The sequence below is a fragment of the Paenibacillus sp. J22FR83 genome, from assembly GCF_059691955.1.
Genome location: NZ_JCAUAM010000015.1, coordinates 155,105 through 172,260, shown reverse-complemented (window position 1 = coordinate 172,260; position 17,156 = coordinate 155,105). Strand labels below are relative to the sequence as shown.

Annotated in this window: 14 protein-coding genes; all 14 read left to right on the top strand. The window is 39.5% G+C overall.

Annotated elements, in window-relative coordinates; translation table 11 throughout:
• Window positions 1-2: 2 nt before the first annotated feature.
• The 14 genes from AC58PV_RS25610 (at window position 3) to AC58PV_RS25545 (ending at window position 17,076) form a co-directional block, all read left to right on the top strand.
• Window positions 3-2,291 (top strand): glycoside hydrolase family 95 protein, encoded by a 2,289-nt coding sequence (locus AC58PV_RS25610; RefSeq protein WP_497435435.1) that lies wholly within the window; start codon window positions 3-5, stop codon window positions 2,289-2,291.
• 177 nt (window positions 2,292-2,468) lie between these two features.
• The gene (locus AC58PV_RS25605; RefSeq protein ID WP_497435434.1) at window positions 2,469-4,364 is read left to right on the top strand and encodes a PrkA family serine protein kinase; all 1,896 of its coding nucleotides are present in this window, start codon (window positions 2,469-2,471) and stop codon (window positions 4,362-4,364) included.
• 146 nt (window positions 4,365-4,510) lie between these two features.
• A complete protein-coding gene (locus AC58PV_RS25600; RefSeq protein WP_497435432.1) occupies window positions 4,511-4,732 on the top strand; it encodes a hypothetical protein in 222 nt (73 codons plus the stop codon).
• The gene (locus tag AC58PV_RS25595; RefSeq protein ID WP_497435431.1) at window positions 4,704-5,027 is read left to right on the top strand and encodes a hypothetical protein; all 324 of its coding nucleotides are present in this window, start codon (window positions 4,704-4,706) and stop codon (window positions 5,025-5,027) included. Before AC58PV_RS25600 ends, AC58PV_RS25595 begins: the two co-directional genes overlap by 29 nt.
• A gap of 443 nt (window positions 5,028-5,470) precedes the next feature.
• On the top strand, window positions 5,471-6,241 hold the full coding sequence (locus AC58PV_RS25590; RefSeq protein WP_497435430.1) for a tyrosine-protein phosphatase: 771 nt from the start codon (window positions 5,471-5,473) through the stop codon (window positions 6,239-6,241).
• A 36-nt stretch (window positions 6,242-6,277) separates the two neighbouring features.
• Window positions 6,278-8,692 carry an S-layer homology domain-containing protein gene (locus tag AC58PV_RS25585; RefSeq protein ID WP_497435429.1) on the top strand — a complete coding sequence of 805 codons (2,415 nt, stop codon included), beginning with the start codon at window positions 6,278-6,280 and terminating at the stop codon, window positions 8,690-8,692.
• Window positions 8,693-8,752: 60 nt separating this feature from the next.
• Window positions 8,753-9,574, top strand: coding sequence for a YveK family protein (locus AC58PV_RS25580; protein WP_497435427.1), 822 nt, complete (start codon window positions 8,753-8,755; stop codon window positions 9,572-9,574).
• Window positions 9,555-10,244 (top strand): CpsD/CapB family tyrosine-protein kinase, encoded by a 690-nt coding sequence (locus AC58PV_RS25575; protein WP_497435426.1) that lies wholly within the window; start codon window positions 9,555-9,557, stop codon window positions 10,242-10,244. Before AC58PV_RS25580 ends, AC58PV_RS25575 begins: the two co-directional genes overlap by 20 nt.
• Window positions 10,245-10,269: 25 nt before the next feature.
• Complete coding sequence (locus tag AC58PV_RS25570) at window positions 10,270-12,090, top strand: polysaccharide biosynthesis protein (RefSeq protein WP_497435425.1); 1,821 nt, start codon at window positions 10,270-10,272, stop codon at window positions 12,088-12,090.
• Window positions 12,091-12,148: 58 nt separating this feature from the next.
• Window positions 12,149-12,772, top strand: a complete 624-nt coding sequence (locus AC58PV_RS25565; protein WP_497435423.1) for a sugar transferase — start codon at window positions 12,149-12,151, stop codon at window positions 12,770-12,772.
• Between the two features lie 2 nt (window positions 12,773-12,774).
• Window positions 12,775-13,629: an NAD-dependent epimerase/dehydratase family protein gene (locus tag AC58PV_RS25560; protein WP_497435422.1), complete on the top strand. Its 855-nt coding sequence runs from the start codon at window positions 12,775-12,777 to the stop codon at window positions 13,627-13,629.
• 72 nt (window positions 13,630-13,701) lie between these two features.
• On the top strand, window positions 13,702-15,060 hold the full coding sequence (locus tag AC58PV_RS25555; protein ID WP_497435421.1) for a nucleotide sugar dehydrogenase: 1,359 nt from the start codon (window positions 13,702-13,704) through the stop codon (window positions 15,058-15,060).
• 59 nt (window positions 15,061-15,119) lie between these two features.
• Window positions 15,120-15,896, top strand: coding sequence for a glycosyltransferase family 2 protein (locus AC58PV_RS25550; protein ID WP_497435419.1), 777 nt, complete (start codon window positions 15,120-15,122; stop codon window positions 15,894-15,896).
• A 76-nt stretch (window positions 15,897-15,972) separates the two neighbouring features.
• Entirely contained in the window at window positions 15,973-17,076 is a 1,104-nt protein-coding gene (locus AC58PV_RS25545) for a hypothetical protein (RefSeq protein ID WP_497435418.1), read from the top strand.
• The last annotated feature ends 80 nt before the right edge of the window (window positions 17,077-17,156 follow it).

Genomic DNA, 17,156 nt, shown 5'->3' with positions numbered 1-17,156 from the left:
TCTTGAATAATCGGGAGAAACTGTGGTATCTGCAACCTGCTAAGGAGTGGGTGGAGGCGCTTCCGATCGGGAACGGTCGATTAGGCGGAATGATTTTCGGCCATGTACAGGAGGAGCGAATTCAGCTCAATGAGGATTCCATCTGGTACGGAGGTCCTAAGGATGGAATTAACCCTGATGGGGCACGCAACTTGAATGAAATTAGGGAAATGTTGTTTGACGGAAAGGTGGAAGAGGCTACGCGCTTAACGCGAATGGCCCTTTTTTCCACGCCGAAATATTATAATCCGTATCAGCCTTTGGGAGACTTGAGGCTTTATTTTCATGGTCAGAAGGGTAACGTTGAAGCGTATCGGCGTGAACTGGATATCACGAATGCTGTAGCTCGGACAAGCTATCGAATAGGTGAGGTCACCTATCGTCGTACCCTGTATGCCAGCAATCCTGATCAAGTCATTGTCATCCGCCTGGAATGCGACCAACCTGGGAAGCTGAGTTTCTCGGCGAACCTCAACCGTCGCCCCTTTGAAGGGGAATCAGGCAGGTTATCGGATGACAGCATCTGGATGAGCGGCGAATGCGGCAAGCAGGGTGTCGAATATGCCTGTGTGTTGAAGGCTCAAGCTGAGGATGGTGTTGTCTCCGTGATTGGGGATTTCCTGTCTGTGGATGGAGCAAGCTCTGTGACGCTCCTCCTTGCCGCTGCGAGCACATTTCGAGAGGAGGATCCTTTAGCTGCTTGTCAGCGGCATATCGCGGCTGCAGAGCAGTATACTGCGGATGCTCTAGTGAGCAGGCATATCCATGATTATCAAGCTTTATACAATCGCGTGAGTCTGCAACTGACCGAGCATGATTCGTTAGACGCCTTGCCAACCGATCAGCGGCTAAAGCAACTGCAAGAGTCACATGCGAATGTGGACGTTGGATTGATGGAGCTGTACTTTCACTACGGACGGTATTTGCTTATCGCGAGCTCCCGTCCCGGCTGCTTGCCGGCGAACCTGCAGGGAATCTGGAATGACAGTTTTACACCGCCTTGGGAATCCAAATATACGATCAATATCAATACACAAATGAATTATTGGCCAGCTGAGGTATGCGGGCTCTCCGAGTGTCATGAGCCTTTATTTGATCATATTGAACGCATGCAAGTGAGTGGTCGGCATACCGCAAGAGAGCTTTATGGGTGCTCTGGCTTCGTCGCCCATCACAATACGAATATTTGGGGAGAAACACGACCGGAGGGCTTATTTCCGACTTGTGTCATTTGGCCAATGGGAGCGGCTTGGTTAAGTTTACATCTGTGGGAGCAGTTTCTGTTTACGGCGGATAAGGATTTCTTACAGAGCAGAGCCTATCCGATCTTGAAGGAAGCGGCAGCTTTCTTCGTAGATTATTTGGTGGAAGCGCCGAATGGACAGCTGGTGACAGGTCCTTCGGTCTCGCCTGAGAACGTATACTTATTGGCGGAAGGAACTCGAGGGGCATTGACGATGGGACCAGCTATGGATTCGCAGATAATCCATGCATTGTTCACGGCATGCATCCAAAGCTGTGAGCAGCTGCACGTGGATGAGGAGTTCCGGGATCAGCTCGCTGCGCTGCTAGCGCGGCTGCCTAAGCCTCAGATCGGCAAACACGGGCAGATTATGGAATGGTTAGAAGACTATGCGGAGGAAGATCCAGGACATCGCCATATTTCACAGTTGTTTGCGCTGCACCCTGGCACACAAATTAGCCCTCATCGCACGCCGGAACTAGCCAAGGCTGCTGCTGCGACCTTGGAGCGCAGATTGGCCAATGGAGGCGGGCATACAGGCTGGAGCAGCGCCTGGATCGTTAACATGTACGCAAGACTCGAGGATGGCGAACAGTCGCATGCGCATTTGAGTCATATGCTGCGCAAGTCCACATATTCTAACCTTTTTGACGCGCATCCTCCTTTTCAAATTGACGGCAATTTCGGAGCTACGGCTGGTATTGCCGAGATGCTGCTGCAGTCACATGCGGATGAGCTAAGTTTACTCCCTGCTCTACCTTCTGCGTGGCCTCATGGGGCTGTGAGCGGCTTGAGAGGGCGTAATGGGTATGTCATTGATCTTAGGTGGTCCGAAGGCCAATTATCGGAAGGAGTTATCCATGCTGGGTGCTCTGGCATATGCAGAGTCCGCACGCGCGAAGCCGTTCAGGTGCGTTGTTGCGGAGAAGACATACAAGTGGACAGAGATCACATGGTTATGGAATTTCGAGTTGAAGCGGGCTCCAAGTATGACATTTTCAGAAAATAGGGAACGTGGACTGGGATTCCTAGTCATTTCCATTTTCATAAATCGATCTGAGAGAATTCCGTGACAATTAAAAATTTCGGGCAAGTTATCCCTCTTGGGTGCATAGGATTGTAGTACACAATTCACCATCACGAGCTGACCTATTGCCATTAAAGGCAGCAGTGAAAGGAGGTACCCATGGACATATTCAAGAGAATTTCAGAGCATCGTACGGAGAAGGATTCATTGAGCTGGACCGGTACGTTCGCGGAGTACATAGAATTGCTTCGCAGTAATCCTGGACTCGCAAGAACTGCGCATTCGAGGGTCTATGACATGATTGCTTCGCAAGGTATCAACGATCAGAGTGGCCACAAATCCTACAAATTTTTCAACCAAGAGATTTTCGGGCTGGATCGTGCCGTTGAGAAGCTAGTGGAAGAATATTTCCACTCCGCTGCCCGTCGATTAGATGTTCGCAAACGTATTTTGTTGCTAATGGGTCCTGTAAGCGGTGGGAAATCCACAATCGTGACCATGCTGAAACGTGGGTTAGAGCAGTTTGCCAAAACAGATCTAGGGGCTGTCTACGCGATTAAAGGTTGTCCGATGCATGAGGAGCCGCTGCATTTAATTCCGATGGAGTTGCGACCAGAGATCGAGCGCGAGTTGAATGTGAAGATTGAAGGCAGCTTATGCCCATCGTGCCAAATGCGTCTGAAAACGGAGTACAACGGTTGTATTGAAGATGTGCATGTGGAGCGTGTATTTGTCTCCGAGGAAGGTCGGGTAGGGATTGGTACATTCAGTCCTTCAGACCCGAAATCGCAGGATATCGCAGACTTAACGGGAAGCATTGACTTCTCGACGATTACAGAGTTCGGTTCGGAGTCAGATCCACGGGCGTATCGCTTTGATGGCGAGCTGAATAAGGCGAACAGGGGTATCATGGAGTTCCAGGAAATGTTGAAATGTGATGAGAAATTCCTCTGGAATCTACTCTCACTTACACAAGAGGGGAATTTCAAAGCGGGTCGCTTCGCCCTAATTAGTGCGGATGAGTTGATCATCGCCCATACGAATGAAACCGAGTATAAGTCTTTTATCGCGAATAAGAAAAATGAGGCTTTACAGTCTCGTATGATTGTTATGCCGATCCCTTATAACTTGCGTGTATCCGATGAAGAGAAAATTTACTACAAGCTTATCGGACAGAGTGATATGTCACACATCCATATTGCTCCTCATGCGCTGCGTGTAGCCGCAATCTTCTCGATCCTCACGCGTTTGAAGGAAACGAAGAAGCAAGGCATGGATTTGATCAAGAAAATGCGTATGTACGACGGTGAAGTCGTTGAGGGTTACAAAGAGGCAGATCTGAAGGAAATGCAGAATGAATATCAAGAAGAAGGCATGAGCGGTATTGATCCGCGGTATGTTATTAACCGAATTTCAAGCGCCTTGATCCGCCAGGATCTTCAATGTATCAATGCCCTAGATGTGTTGCGAGCTTTGAAAGACGGGCTGGATCAGCATCCATCCATTACGAAGGATGAGCGGGAGCGATTCCTCAATTTCATCTCGGTTGCCCGTAAAGAATACGACGATATTGCCAAGAAAGAAGTGCAGAAAGCGTTCGTCTACTCCTTCGAGGAGTCGGCTAGAACTATTTTCGACAACTACTTAGATAATATTGAGGCCTACTGCAATTGGGGTAAAATTAAGGATCCGCTGACCGGCGAGGAAATGGATCCAGATGAGCGCCTCATGCGTTCTATTGAAGAGCAGATTGGCATCTCGGAGAATGCGAAGAAGGCGTTCCGCGAAGAAATATTAATCCGTATCTCCTCGTACTCACGCAAAGGCAGAAGATTCGAATATAACAGTCACGAGCGGCTGCGCGAGGCGATCGAGAAGAAACTATTCGCTGATCTGAAGGACATCGTGAAGATCACGACATCTACGAAAACACCAGACGAGAAGCAACTGAAGAAAATTAATGATGTGACGAAGCAGCTCATCGATGAGCACGGATATTGCCCAGTTTGCGCCAATGAATTACTGCGATATGTAGGAAGCTTATTGAATAGATAGGCGAAAGTCTTGAAGCCAAAGACCTGAGAGGGTGACGACCCCTTAGGTCTTTTTGCTGTGCATGGGATGCAGATTGCTGCCTAACACGAAATCTATTAATCTCTCATATACTACTTTAGCTTCATATAAGGGAGGTGTAGAAGATTATGGCAGGAAACTCAATGAAAATAACAGGCGCTTATATTTTATTCGTAGTCAGCTTACTAGCTATCATCTTGACCTTGGAGATGAAGCTATTATCACCTTTGGGGGGGATTTTCATTGCAGGTGTAAGCTTCATTGGCGCTGTTCTAATGTGGCAGGATGCAGTCGAGTCGTTACAAGGAGTTGGCACGGAAGATGTCAACCGAGCCAAAGCCGATCGCTGATAAACAAGAGGATATAGACAACACCCCCCAGAAGTCGAAGTCTGAAACAGGAAAGTGGAGTGATCTATTCGGTTTCGGCAGGATGATGGACAAACTCCCACTTCACAAGCTCTCAGCAAGAATGGCATATTGCATGTTTTTCGATTTGCTTTTATTGTTTTTTGTTCTTATTTTACGTGCGACGGATACAAAAATGAATGATTTTCCGAATGCGTGGGATTTCAGACTTATCGTACTCACAACCATTGTTGTTTTTTTCGTAGGCCTGTGCGATATGATGAAAATAAAGAAATAATCGCGATGAAATCCATATTCGATGCCTCTTTTGAAAAAAAAAATTGAAGAGGCTTATTTTTTTGTAAGCAAAATTTCGGCAAATCGTAAACTATAGTTTACAGAAAATTCAGTATTTAATATGATAGGGGATAATGTCGAAAAATAAAGGGACTTTGTAGAAGTTTGTCGAACTGTTTGGGAAAATAGGATATTTTAGTCTATTCTAGCATTTCGTAAGAGAATCCGCATAAATTGCATATAAAATTCGGAACTATTACAAAGGTGAAAATTTCATTAATATTCCATAAAATTAGTGATATTTGGTACTTGTTACCTAGTCCCTAAGGTAGGCAACACATCGTATATATGATACAATTTGTGTACGAGATATACGAGAAAAATGATTATTATTCAAATTTTTTGTCGAAATCATAATGTTTGTTTTCGTGATTGGGGTTTCCTATGATTGACATACATAGTCATATTCTGCCAGATTTAGATGATGGGGCATCTGATCTGGAACAAGCCGTTCTCATGGCAAGGGCAGCCGTGGAACAAGGAATACATACCGTAATTGCTACCCCCCATCATGAAAATGGTAGATTTACCAACGATGCAACTTTAGTTGTAGAGCAAGTGAATTTGTTGCAAGCGGAGCTCAATAGAAGGGATATTCCTCTTCATATCCATCCAGGTCAAGAGATTCGCGTCTACCGAGAGTTAATGGACGATCTAGAAGCGGGGCGCGCCATCACGTTAGATGGTTCACGCTACGTCCTTTTGGAATTCCCATCTGATCGCATCCCTTCGGGAATTGATGAGGTCGTGCACGAACTGTTGCTGCTGGATATCGTACCCATCATTGCACATCCGGAGCGCAATCGTGAGATTGCCCAAGATCCTACGAAGTTGCTTGAATTAGTGCAGCTAGGTGCGTTGAGCCAAGTGACGGCTCATTCCCTGCTCGGTCACTTCGGTAAATCCATTGAATCACTATCATTTGATTTATGTAGAAATCACTTAGCTCATTTCATTTCGTCAGACGCGCACAACACCACGAATCGTGGGTTCGCGCTTGCCGCAGGATATGAAGCTTTGCGCACTGAGTTAGGGCAAGAAATTGTGGTTTCATTTCAAAACAATGCCAACAGGATCATACATAACCTGTCGATTGAAACGCATTCCCCTGTTTGGTCGAAACCCAAGTGGTTTCAGTTTTGGAAATCTAAATAAAAGCAAGACAACTAATTTAAAGAGGTGAATTTTAGCATGACGATGAAAAAGAAATTAACGGTTACAACGTTGGCAGCAAGCATCATGTTTGCATCCATTGCTGGACTTCCATTGAGTGAGCAAGGTCTAGCTAACAAATTAGGGATTACGGCGGGTGTGGCTTCTGCATCAGAAGTCCAGGACAGACTGCAAGGTCTTCATGACGAGCTAGCTAGAGATACACAAGGTTTTGCAGATGCTAAGGCGACTAGAGATAATATCGCAGCTCATACTTTTACAGATGTAGAGATGAAAGCAATTCTTGGACCTGTATGGACGAAAGTTGCTGCGAAAGTGAACGCTAAGCACTTGACTGTCGATGTTAGCTCTGTATTTGCACTCTTCAATAGTTTGGACCTGTTCTATGACGGATCTGGTGCAGCTATAGAAGATTTGATTAATAATGCGGATGTTAAAACTGCGGTTAATACTTTATTTGCCGCAGTTGATCTTCCAGTCATTGGTCAAGTTGGTGGGTTGAGCAAGCAAAGCATAATTGAATTTCAAGATAAAGTCATTGAAGCTTTGAAAAACGAATCCAATCAAGCTACTTTGAAGTTAGGCGTACTTGATGCGTTTGCAACGAAAAGTTTAGATTCTATAGTTGCTGCTATGAACACCGTCGTTAGAAATGATGTTTTGACGAAAGATTTGCCTTTAAGTAATTTCTTGTCTTTATATGATATTGACCTTGAGGATCTTAATGAAATTCAAGAAAATGTTACTAACTATTTTGAACTAAATAATCCTGCTCAGGGTACACAAGCCAAATTAGCATCTAAAGCTGTTATTTCAGCTGGTTTGAGAAATGTACTTGCGGATAAAATCATTTATACACCTGGTACAACTACTTCGATATCTGTCGCACCTGGTTCACTATCAATTCTCGGTGTACCAGCAAGCAGTTTTATTGAATGGTCCCTTCACAGCGGAACTGGCGTGAAATACGAAGGTGATAAGCTAGTTCTTGACGGTGCAAACTTCGGATCTGGCATTATCCAAGCTCGTGATTCCGAGTTCGGACTACTTCTATATATTTCACCTACAATAACATTGTCGAAAACAGATGAAACTGTTACCACAGGTGGTGGTGGTGGTCCAGTTAATTCTGCGGATCTAGAAGCAGCCAAAGAACTAAATGATCTTAAAGCTCAGCTTGAAGGAGCATCAGAAGAAAAGAAACAAGAGATTTTCCGTAAAGCGCAAGAAGCAGTAGCCAATGCCATCAAAGAACTTGCAACATTGGATCTAAGTGCACAAATTAAGGTTGAAGGTGACACTGCTAAACCAACTCTTAACGTAACTGAACTAGCAAACAAATTGAAAGAAATTGCTACAAAAGCGAAAGCACTGAACGATCAATTGAAACAATTGAATCCAAACGCAACAGCTGAGCAAATTGAACTGAAACTTGATTTTGGTACAATCTCTGCTAAAACAACAGAAATTCCATTAGGTAAAGCATTGCTAGACGCGGCTATTGCCAATGGCGTTGAGACAGTAGCGATTTCCATGAACGGACTTACATTAGGCGTCAGTCCAACTGAGTTCGGTGCGGATACAACGCTTAAAGTAACAAGTCAAGATTCCAAGGTTGCAACTAGTGCAACACAATTGCCTGTAGTAGCTGGGGTATATGAATTTGAATTTACTTCTGGGGGAACGAACATCAGTAACTTCAATACACCTGTTGAAGTGACGATTCCAGTTCCTAACGGCAGCAAATACGATACCGAATTGTTATCCCTAGCCAAAATCGTAGATGGCAAACTAGAGTTCTACGGTGGTAGTTATGAGGATGGTGTTCTAAATGCACTTCGTACAGGTTTCTCTACGTATACAGTAGTCGAGAATAAAGTTGAATTCGGCGACACAGCTTCCGTTAAAGCATGGGCTGGCAGACAAATTCAAGTTGCTGCATCCAAAGGTATCCTAGAAGGTCGCGCTGATCAATCTTTCGTACCGAATGGTCAAGTAACACGTGCAGAATTCGCGAAAATGATCGTCAAAACGTTCTCACTAGAAAGTGCAACAGCAACAGAGAACTTTGCCGACGTGAATGATTCCGACTGGTTTAAAGTGTATGTGGCTTCCGCTGTGAAGAATGGTATCGTAAACGGGAAAGAAGAAGGTAAGTTTGATCCTAATGGCAACATTACACGTGCTGAAATGGCCGTAATGTCCGCTAGAGCACTAGCACTTAAAGGGATTACATTGAGCCCAGCTAAGGTTGACGAAGCCCTTAAAGGATTCACGGATGTGAACGCAATTAACGCATCATTGAAAGCTGGCGTTGCGCTTGCAGCAAATGAAGGCATTGTTATTGGCGAGGAAGGCAACGTATTTAATCCAAATGCGAATTCCACACGTGCTGAAGCCGCAGTTGTTATCTATCGTTTGTTGAATAAATAGAAACCGTATATTTCAGGAGGAATCCTCCTCTCTATCAGATAGAGGGGGATTCCTTATCTTTTGTATAAAATTGAAACCAACGAACAAGGTGAGACACGACATCATGTAGATGGAGGGAATGGCATGGAACTGGATTTAAAAGATTACTTGAAGATTATAAAGAAAAGGGTGTGGATGATACTTTCAATTGTTGTTCTGGCTACAGTAGCAACGGGGATTATCAGCTATTTCTTTATGCAACCCATCTATCAAGCATCTACCAAGTTAATTGTAAATAAATCAAATGATCAAGTAGGCGTATCTCAAGTTGATATCAATACAGTTAATTTGAATATCAGACTCATTGACACGTATAAAGAAATTATTCGTACGCCAAGAATCATGGATAAAGTCGTTGCCGAATACCCACATTTGAAAATGACTGCTGAGCAGCTCGTCAAAACGGTCAAAGTGAGCTCAGTTAACAATACACAAGTTATGACTCTCATTGTAGAAGATCCTTCGTATGCTCGTGCAGCGAGCATTGCCAATGCTGTGTCCATCGTATTCCAAGATGAAATCCCTAAGATTATGAAAGTCGATAATATTTCGTTGCTGAATGAGGCCAAAGATATCGAGAATCCGGTGCCAGTGAAGCCGAATAAGAAGTTAAACGTTGCTATCGCTTTCGTGGTGTCCTTAATGCTTGCACTAGGAATTGCTTTCCTATTGGAATACTTGAACGATCAACTGACAACAGAAGAAGAAGTAGAGCAGTTCCTTGGATTGCCAACACTAGCTATGATTACGAAGATGAAGCCAGAAGATTTCCAAAATCATCTTAGTAAACAAACGAACGAACAAGTCGTGGGAGGACGATCGGATGTCAAACTCAACCAATAAAAGACCTATTATCACACATCAGAATCCCAAATCTCCCATTTCAGAAGCATATAGAGCACTACGAACGAACATTCAATTTTCATCCATAGATGAGGAATTGAAAGTTATCATGGTGACATCGGCTGGACCTGGTGAAGGTAAATCAACGACTTTAATCAACCTAGCTGTAGCTTATGCACAGACAGATAAGAAAGTATTAGTCATTGATGGGGATCTTCGAAAACCAACGATGCACCACACCTTGCGTGTATCCAATCGTTGGGGACTTACCAACCTACTTACGAATCAACTTACCATTCGTGAAGTGCTTCAAGACACATTTATTCCTAATTTGCAGATTATTACTTCAGGACCTATCCCACCTAACCCTTCCGAGATCCTTGCTTCTAAGAAAATGACAAGTACGATCGAAGAGTTGAAACAACGCTTTGATGTTATTTTGATCGACGCTCCACCCGCAATTGCTGTAACAGATTCGCAGATTATTTCTTCTCGCTCAGATGGTGTTATCTTGGTCGTGAACTCGGATCGGACGAAGAGAGAGGCCGTACTTAAAGCGAAGCAGAACCTAGATAATGTACGTGCGAGGATACTTGGCGTTGTCTTGAATAACGTAGATCGCAAAAATAAAGATGCATACTATTACTATTATTATGGTGAAAGTCAATAAGATCACCTATGAGTGAGGGATTCCCGTGAAGTTAGGCAACAAACAGACAATACTTGTTATGCTCGATATGTTTCTGATTTGGCTAAGCATATTGATTGCCTATTTATTGAGGTTCGAATTGCATATTCCTGCGTCCTATATGAGACAGTGGGTGGAATATTCAGTGATATCCATTGTTGTGGGATCTGCTTGTTTAATCTACTTCAAGATGTATCGACGCGTTTGGGAATATGCAAGCATAGGCGAAGTCATTTCCATTGTCAAAGCCGTCGTCGTCACCTGCACGCTATCTTATTTCATTATGATTTTGTTACATGAGCCAAGAGTCCCGTTCGCCATATTCATCAGGGTAATGGAGAACATGATTCTTATCATTGGAGCAAGTCGTTTTGTCTGGAGAGTGGTTAGAGATAAATACTACAAGAAGAAATCTAACCAACGGAAAGCGTTAATTATTGGGGCAGGTGCCTGCGGAATCTTAATTGCTAAAGAGTTGAAATACAATGCCAATTCCCCCGTTTATCCTGTTGCCTTCGTTGATGATGATCCAGCCAAGTTCAAGCATATAATCATGGGGGTCCCAGTTCTTGGTGACCGAAATACGATTATTCAAATCGTTGAATCCAGTGAAATTGACGAAATCATTATTGCAATACCATCCGTTTCCAAACTGGAAGTTTCTGAAATCATTGCAATCTGCAAACATACCAAAGCCAAAATGAAAATCATTCCTAGGATTAATGACTTGATCGAAGGCAAAGTCACGATTAATGCAATTCGTGATGTGCAGGTAGAGGATCTACTTGGCCGTGACCCAATTAACGTTGATCTCGAGGGTATTGCGAATTATGTACAAGGTAAAGTCGTTCTCATCACAGGAGCAGGAGGGTCCATTGGCTCCGAATTGTGTCGGCAAATTGCACCTTTTCATCCCCATAAGTTAATTTTGTTAGGTCATGGTGAGAACAGTATTTATACCATCGAGAAAGAGATACATAGACTTTTCCCAACCTTACATATAGAAGCAGTGATTGCAGACGTTCAAGATATGGAACGAATGAAAGAAGTCTTCCAAACTTTTCAGCCAAAAGTTATTTTCCACGCAGCTGCTCATAAACACGTTCCCCTCATGGAACGTAATCCCGCAGAAGCTATTAAGAATAACGTTTTCGGAACTCGAAATGTTGCAGAATGTGCTCATCAATTTAACGCAGAGAGATTTGTTCTCATTTCTACAGATAAAGCTGTCAATCCCACAAGTATCATGGGAGCTACCAAACGCATTGCTGAACAAATTATTCAAAGCATGGATCTTGTCAGCCAAACTAAATTCGTAGCCGTGCGCTTCGGCAATGTACTAGGTAGTCGCGGTAGTGTAATCCCGCATTTCAAAGAACAGATCGCCTTGGGGGGGCCTGTAACCGTTACGCATCCCGAAATGGTGCGTTATTTCATGACTATTCCTGAAGCAGTTCAGCTAGTTATCGAAGCAGGTGCCTTCGCGAAAGGCGGAGAGATCTTTGTCCTAGACATGGGTGAACCGGTTAAAATCGTCGATCTAGCTATCGACCTTATTCGTTTATCCGGTTTCGAACCAGGTGTCGACATCGAAATTCAATTCTCTGGCGTTCGTCCAGGAGAGAAGCTTTATGAAGAGCTGCTGCTAAGTGAAGAAGGGCTTGGGAATACCTCGCATGACCGTATCTTCGTGGGGAGTCCTCTTAAGATAAGTCAGAGTGAATTAGCTTTGAAAATTCTAAGATTAGAAAAAGTAATTGCTGATAAACATGGAACCGTCTATGAGGCTGTGAAGCATTTGGTGCCGAGTTTTAGTAATGTGGGGTAGAGGGATATTGAAAGTAAGTTTGATATTACAGACTTATTCATAAAGGAGTAGTTCTTTTATGTATTTGAAAATTAAGAGACTAATCGATGTGATGGTATCATTTATTGGGATTATCATTTTATTTCCAGTATTCTTGCTATTAATAATAGGGATTAAATTAGATTCTAGGGGCCCAGTACTATTTAAACAAAAAAGAGTAGGAATAAATAAGAGTTACTTCTATATATTGAAATTTCGAACAATGAGAATTGATACCCCGAAAGATACGCCTACACATTTACTAGAACAGCCAGAACAATATATAACTAAAATGGGGAAGTTCTTAAGAAAAACATCATTAGATGAAATTCCTCAGATTTGGAATATATTGGTGGGCCAGATGAGTATTATCGGACCTAGACCAGCTTTATGGAATCAATATGATTTAATAATTGAACGTGATAAGTATGGAGCTAATGCTGTACTTCCGGGATTAACTGGTTGGGCTCAAGTGAATGGTAGAGATGAGATTTCAATCGAACTTAAGGCAAAGTTGGATGGTAGCTATGTGAAGAACTTGAATTTCTATATGGATGTGAAATGTTTCTTAAGAACGATTATGAGTGTTCTAAAAAGTGAAGGAATAGTAGAAGGTAGGAATGTAAGATTTAAGAATATGACTAGTAATAGGGAGAATTTATAAAGTTGAAGAAAATACTAATTACTGGTTCTAACAGCTACATTGGTTCTAGTTTAAAGAGATGGCTTAGTAATAACTCAGACTGTTACTCTATAGATACAATAAGTCTAAGAGATGAGTTATGGATGCGACAAGATTTTTCTGTGTATGATGTTGTATTTCACACGGCAGGTATTGCTCACATTAAGGAATCAAAAGAGAAAGAAATACTATATTATAAAGTAAATAGAGATTTGGCATTTGAAGTGGCAAAAAAAGCTAAAAATGATGGAGTAAGTCAATTTATTTTTCTCAGTAGTATGAGTGTTTTTGGTATACAACATGGTGTTATTACAAATGAAACTCCACTCAATCCGAAAAATGCTTATGGGAATTCAAAACTAGAAGCAGAAAAACTAATATTACAATTAATTAGTGATGAATTTAATATCGCAATTATACGTCCACCAATGGTATATGGAGAAGGCTGTAAAGGAAACTATTCCAAATTAGCAAGATTTGCACTAAAGTATCCGATTTTTCTAGATATTAGTAATAAACGCAGTATGATATATATTTATAACTTATGTGAATTTGTGAAAATACTAATAGATGAATGTAGTGTTGGATATTTTCATCCACAGAATACAGAATATGTAAAGACATCAGAGATGGTTAAATTGATAGGATTAGTACATGGAAAAAAAATTTGGTTGACAAACGTTCTTAATCCATTCAAGTTTTTGTTTAAAATAGGAAAGTTAAATAAAGTATTTGGTGATTTAGTGTATGAGAAGAAAATGTCAGAATATTTTTCAAAACAACAATTGAATTATTATGATTTTGATGAATCAATCAAGTTAACGGAAGGAAATACGTAAACTTACCTGCAATTAATATATAAAATATGATTTTGAGCAATCTAAATTAATAATAAGGAGATAATAACTAATATGGTAAACCCAATCTATCAATTACTTAAAGAAAAAATTGCAAATAAAACTGCTAGAGTAGGTGTGATTGGATTAGGATACGTTGGTTTACCTTTAGCAGTTGAATTTGCAAAGGTGGGCTACAATGTTATAGGTTTTGATTTAGATATGGATAAGGTTGAAATGTTACGTAGAAGTTCCTCGTATATAATGGATGTGAATGAAAGTGAATTGAAGAATGTCATTGAAAATGGGAACTTCAGTCCTACTACTGATTTCACTCATATGAGCAACGTAGACTGTATAAGTATTTGTGTTCCCACACCTTTAACTAAATCAAATGTACCAGATATGTCATATATTAAAGCTGCAGTTAATGAGATTATTACAAATATGCATAAAGGGATGTTAATTACTCTTGAAAGTACTACATATCCTGGAACAACAGAGGAATTAGTAGAAAAACAACTTGAGCAGTTTGGGTATAGAGTTGGTGAAGATTATTTTTTGTGTTTTTCTCCTGAAAGGGTTGACCCAGGTAATATAACTTATAACACGCAAAATACTCCCAAAGTATTGGGGGGCACAACAAATAAGTGTACAGAGATTGGAATAAATTTATATGGAAATGTAATAAAACAGATGGTTCCAGTCTCATCTACAAAAGTAGCAGAAATGAGTAAACTGTTAGAAAATACATTTAGAAGTGTTAATATCGCCTTTATTAATGAAATGGCAATGTTGTGTGATAGAATTGGTGTGAATATTTGGGAAACAATAGATGCGGCTAATACAAAACCATTTGGTTTCATGAAATTTACACCTGGTCCTGGTATTGGCGGTCATTGTATTCCTTTAGATCCTGTGTATTTATCCTGGAAAGCAAAGGAATCAAATTTTTACAGTAGGTTTATTGATTTAGCACAGGAAGTAAATAAAAATATGCCTTACTATGTATTAACTAAAGTAAGTGAGGCTTTAAATACAGTGAGTAAATCAGTTCGAGGATCTAAAATTCTAATTTTAGGTATGGCATATAAGCCAGATATAGACGATTTAAGGGAATCACCAAGTTTGGAAGTTTATGAATTGTTAAAGAAAAGTGGCGCATTAATTGCTTTCAATGACCCACATGCTAAAGTCTTTAAGGATAATGATGATACGTTAATTAGTTCAATTAGTTTTAAATATGAAGATTTAGGCTACTATGATTGTGTGTTGTTATTAACGAATCATTCTGTGTATAAATATAAAGAAATTGTAGAGTATTCTAATCTTATCGTTGATACTCGAAATGCTTTTAAAAATATGAATGATACAAAAATTGTGAGAGTAGGTTCCTCAGTTAACAATAATAACAATAAATATGAAACTGTTTAAACTTATAGAAATATTAATTATTTAAGTGGTATCTAGAAAAATAGTAAGGAGGGGATAATATGACTAGTTTTTTTTCTGAAGAAGAATTAATAAGCATTATTATGCCCACATATAATTGCGAGAAATACATCATGGATGCAATAGATTCCGTTTTAGCGCAAACATATAAAAATTGGGAATTATTAGTCGTAGACGATGCTTCGAAAGATAGAACTGAAGAAATAATTAAGTATTTGGTTAATGTTGAACAGCGTATTAAATATTATAAAAATGAAATGAATCAAGGAGTCTCCGCTACTAGAAACCGAGGGATTTCACTTGCTAAGGGAAAGTGGATTGCTTTCTTAGATAGTGATGATCTGTGGGAAGCTCATAAGTTGGAAAAGCAACTAGTTACTGCGAAAGAAACTGGAACAAACTTCATATTTACTGGATCTTCTTTCGTTAACGAGGAAGGAAATAAATATCAAGGTATATTTAATGTTCCTTCAAAAGTTACTTTTAAAACTTTAAGAAAACAGAACGTAATTTCATGTTCATCAGTACTTATCAGTAAAAGTTATTTTAATAATATTAAAATGGAAAATGATAGTTTACATGAAGATTACGCAGTTTGGTTAAAAGTTCTAAAATCAGGGGGTTACGCTTGTGGAATTAATGAGCCCTTACTTATATATAGAATTTCTCGTAATTCTAAATCTGGAAATAAGATTAAAACAATAAAAATGACATATAAAGTGTTTCGATTTATTGGAGAAAATAAGATAAGCTCATCATATTTTACATGTAGTCATATCTTCAATTCACTTATAAAGAAATATCTGAAGATTAGATGAGTGTCTTTTTAGTAGCCATAATATTAAACACAAACTAATAAATTAAATTACATTACATTGAGAAAAGGGTATTATTATGAATTCCTTAGTACTCCCCAAAAATAATATTCAAAGATTAAACCTTCGAGATTTTAGCAGAATTGTATCAATGATCTTATTTTTAACATCAACTGTTATTTTTCCAAGAGTTTTTGATATGAATGGTGAATATGCACAGTATATTAATATCCTCAAAATTATTACATCTTGCTATAATCTTCTTGCCTTTTTATTTTTATTTAAAACAAAAATCAGTATTTTATTAATACTATTTTTTGTTTTTGTTCTATCAATAGTAATTGGGGATGTTTCGTTTATTAATTTTATTATTTTTGTATTGGCATTATTTGCATATGGTGATGGTAAGAAAAATTTATCTGCTTATGTTCATACAAAAATAATTATTGTATTAATAATTATTATCTCAGGATATTTATTTGGGCTGAATAGTAACAATATAATTTATGACTATGAAAGAGGTACAAGATTTACTCTAGGCTTTACAAATCCTAATACTGCTAGCATGATGGTATTTGACATATTGATAGCATTTACATACTTGTATAATAAAAACAAAAAAATGATTATCTTTTCAATAATATTAGTGTTTTTAGTAAATTACTATACTGATTCTAGGACGTTCGTATATGCTTACTTTTTTTTCGCTTTTCTATTAATTCTCGATGCTAAACACTTCATTTTCTTAAAACGAATTGTTACTTGGTCATTTCTTTTTTTCTTCAGTTTGAGTTTAATAATTGCACTTTTACATGACAGCTCACTTAACTTATTTTTAAATGGTAGACCATATAGATATTACGAATTTTTGATGAATCACAGAATTAATTTACTAGGATATTCAAAGGGATTATCCAGGGATGGTTTAACAATTTCAGCGGATAACTCATACTTAAGAATTCTAATTCAATTTGGATTAATTTACTTTATAATACATTGTTTTTTAATTAAAAGAATGTTTGAAAGATTATTTTTAAATAATGACTTTTTAGGTATTAAAGTAGTATTATCCATATTATTTTATGATTTGTTTGAGCAATTTACAATTGCCCACGGGTCAGTAATATTAGTCATAATAGCTAATTATTTACATAGTAAAGTGCAGAACAGTAAGAACCTATAATCTAAAAAAGATATTTAGTTAATCTGGGGAACGATATCACGTATAAATGAGCAGCATTTATATTGTTTGGAAAATAAAAA

Bases quoted from the DNA above. Each gene is read 5' to 3' on its own strand.
- AC58PV_RS25595 (WP_497435431.1), top strand. From the start codon at position 4,704: ATGTCAACCGAGCCAAAGCCGATCGCTGATAAACAAGAGGATATAGAC.
- AC58PV_RS25575 (WP_497435426.1), top strand. From the start codon at position 9,555: ATGTCAAACTCAACCAATAAAAGACCTATTATCACACATCAGAATCCC.
- AC58PV_RS25605 (WP_497435434.1), top strand. From the start codon at position 2,469: ATGGACATATTCAAGAGAATTTCAGAGCATCGTACGGAGAAGGATTCA.
- AC58PV_RS25555 (WP_497435421.1), top strand. From the start codon at position 13,702: ATGGTAAACCCAATCTATCAATTACTTAAAGAAAAAATTGCAAATAAA.
- AC58PV_RS25600 (WP_497435432.1), top strand. From the start codon at position 4,511: ATGGCAGGAAACTCAATGAAAATAACAGGCGCTTATATTTTATTCGTA.
- AC58PV_RS25550 (WP_497435419.1), top strand. From the start codon at position 15,120: ATGACTAGTTTTTTTTCTGAAGAAGAATTAATAAGCATTATTATGCCC.
- AC58PV_RS25545 (WP_497435418.1), top strand. From the start codon at position 15,973: ATGAATTCCTTAGTACTCCCCAAAAATAATATTCAAAGATTAAACCTT.
- AC58PV_RS25590 (WP_497435430.1), top strand. From the start codon at position 5,471: ATGATTGACATACATAGTCATATTCTGCCAGATTTAGATGATGGGGCA.
- AC58PV_RS25565 (WP_497435423.1), top strand. From the start codon at position 12,149: ATGTATTTGAAAATTAAGAGACTAATCGATGTGATGGTATCATTTATT.
- AC58PV_RS25585 (WP_497435429.1), top strand. From the start codon at position 6,278: ATGACGATGAAAAAGAAATTAACGGTTACAACGTTGGCAGCAAGCATC.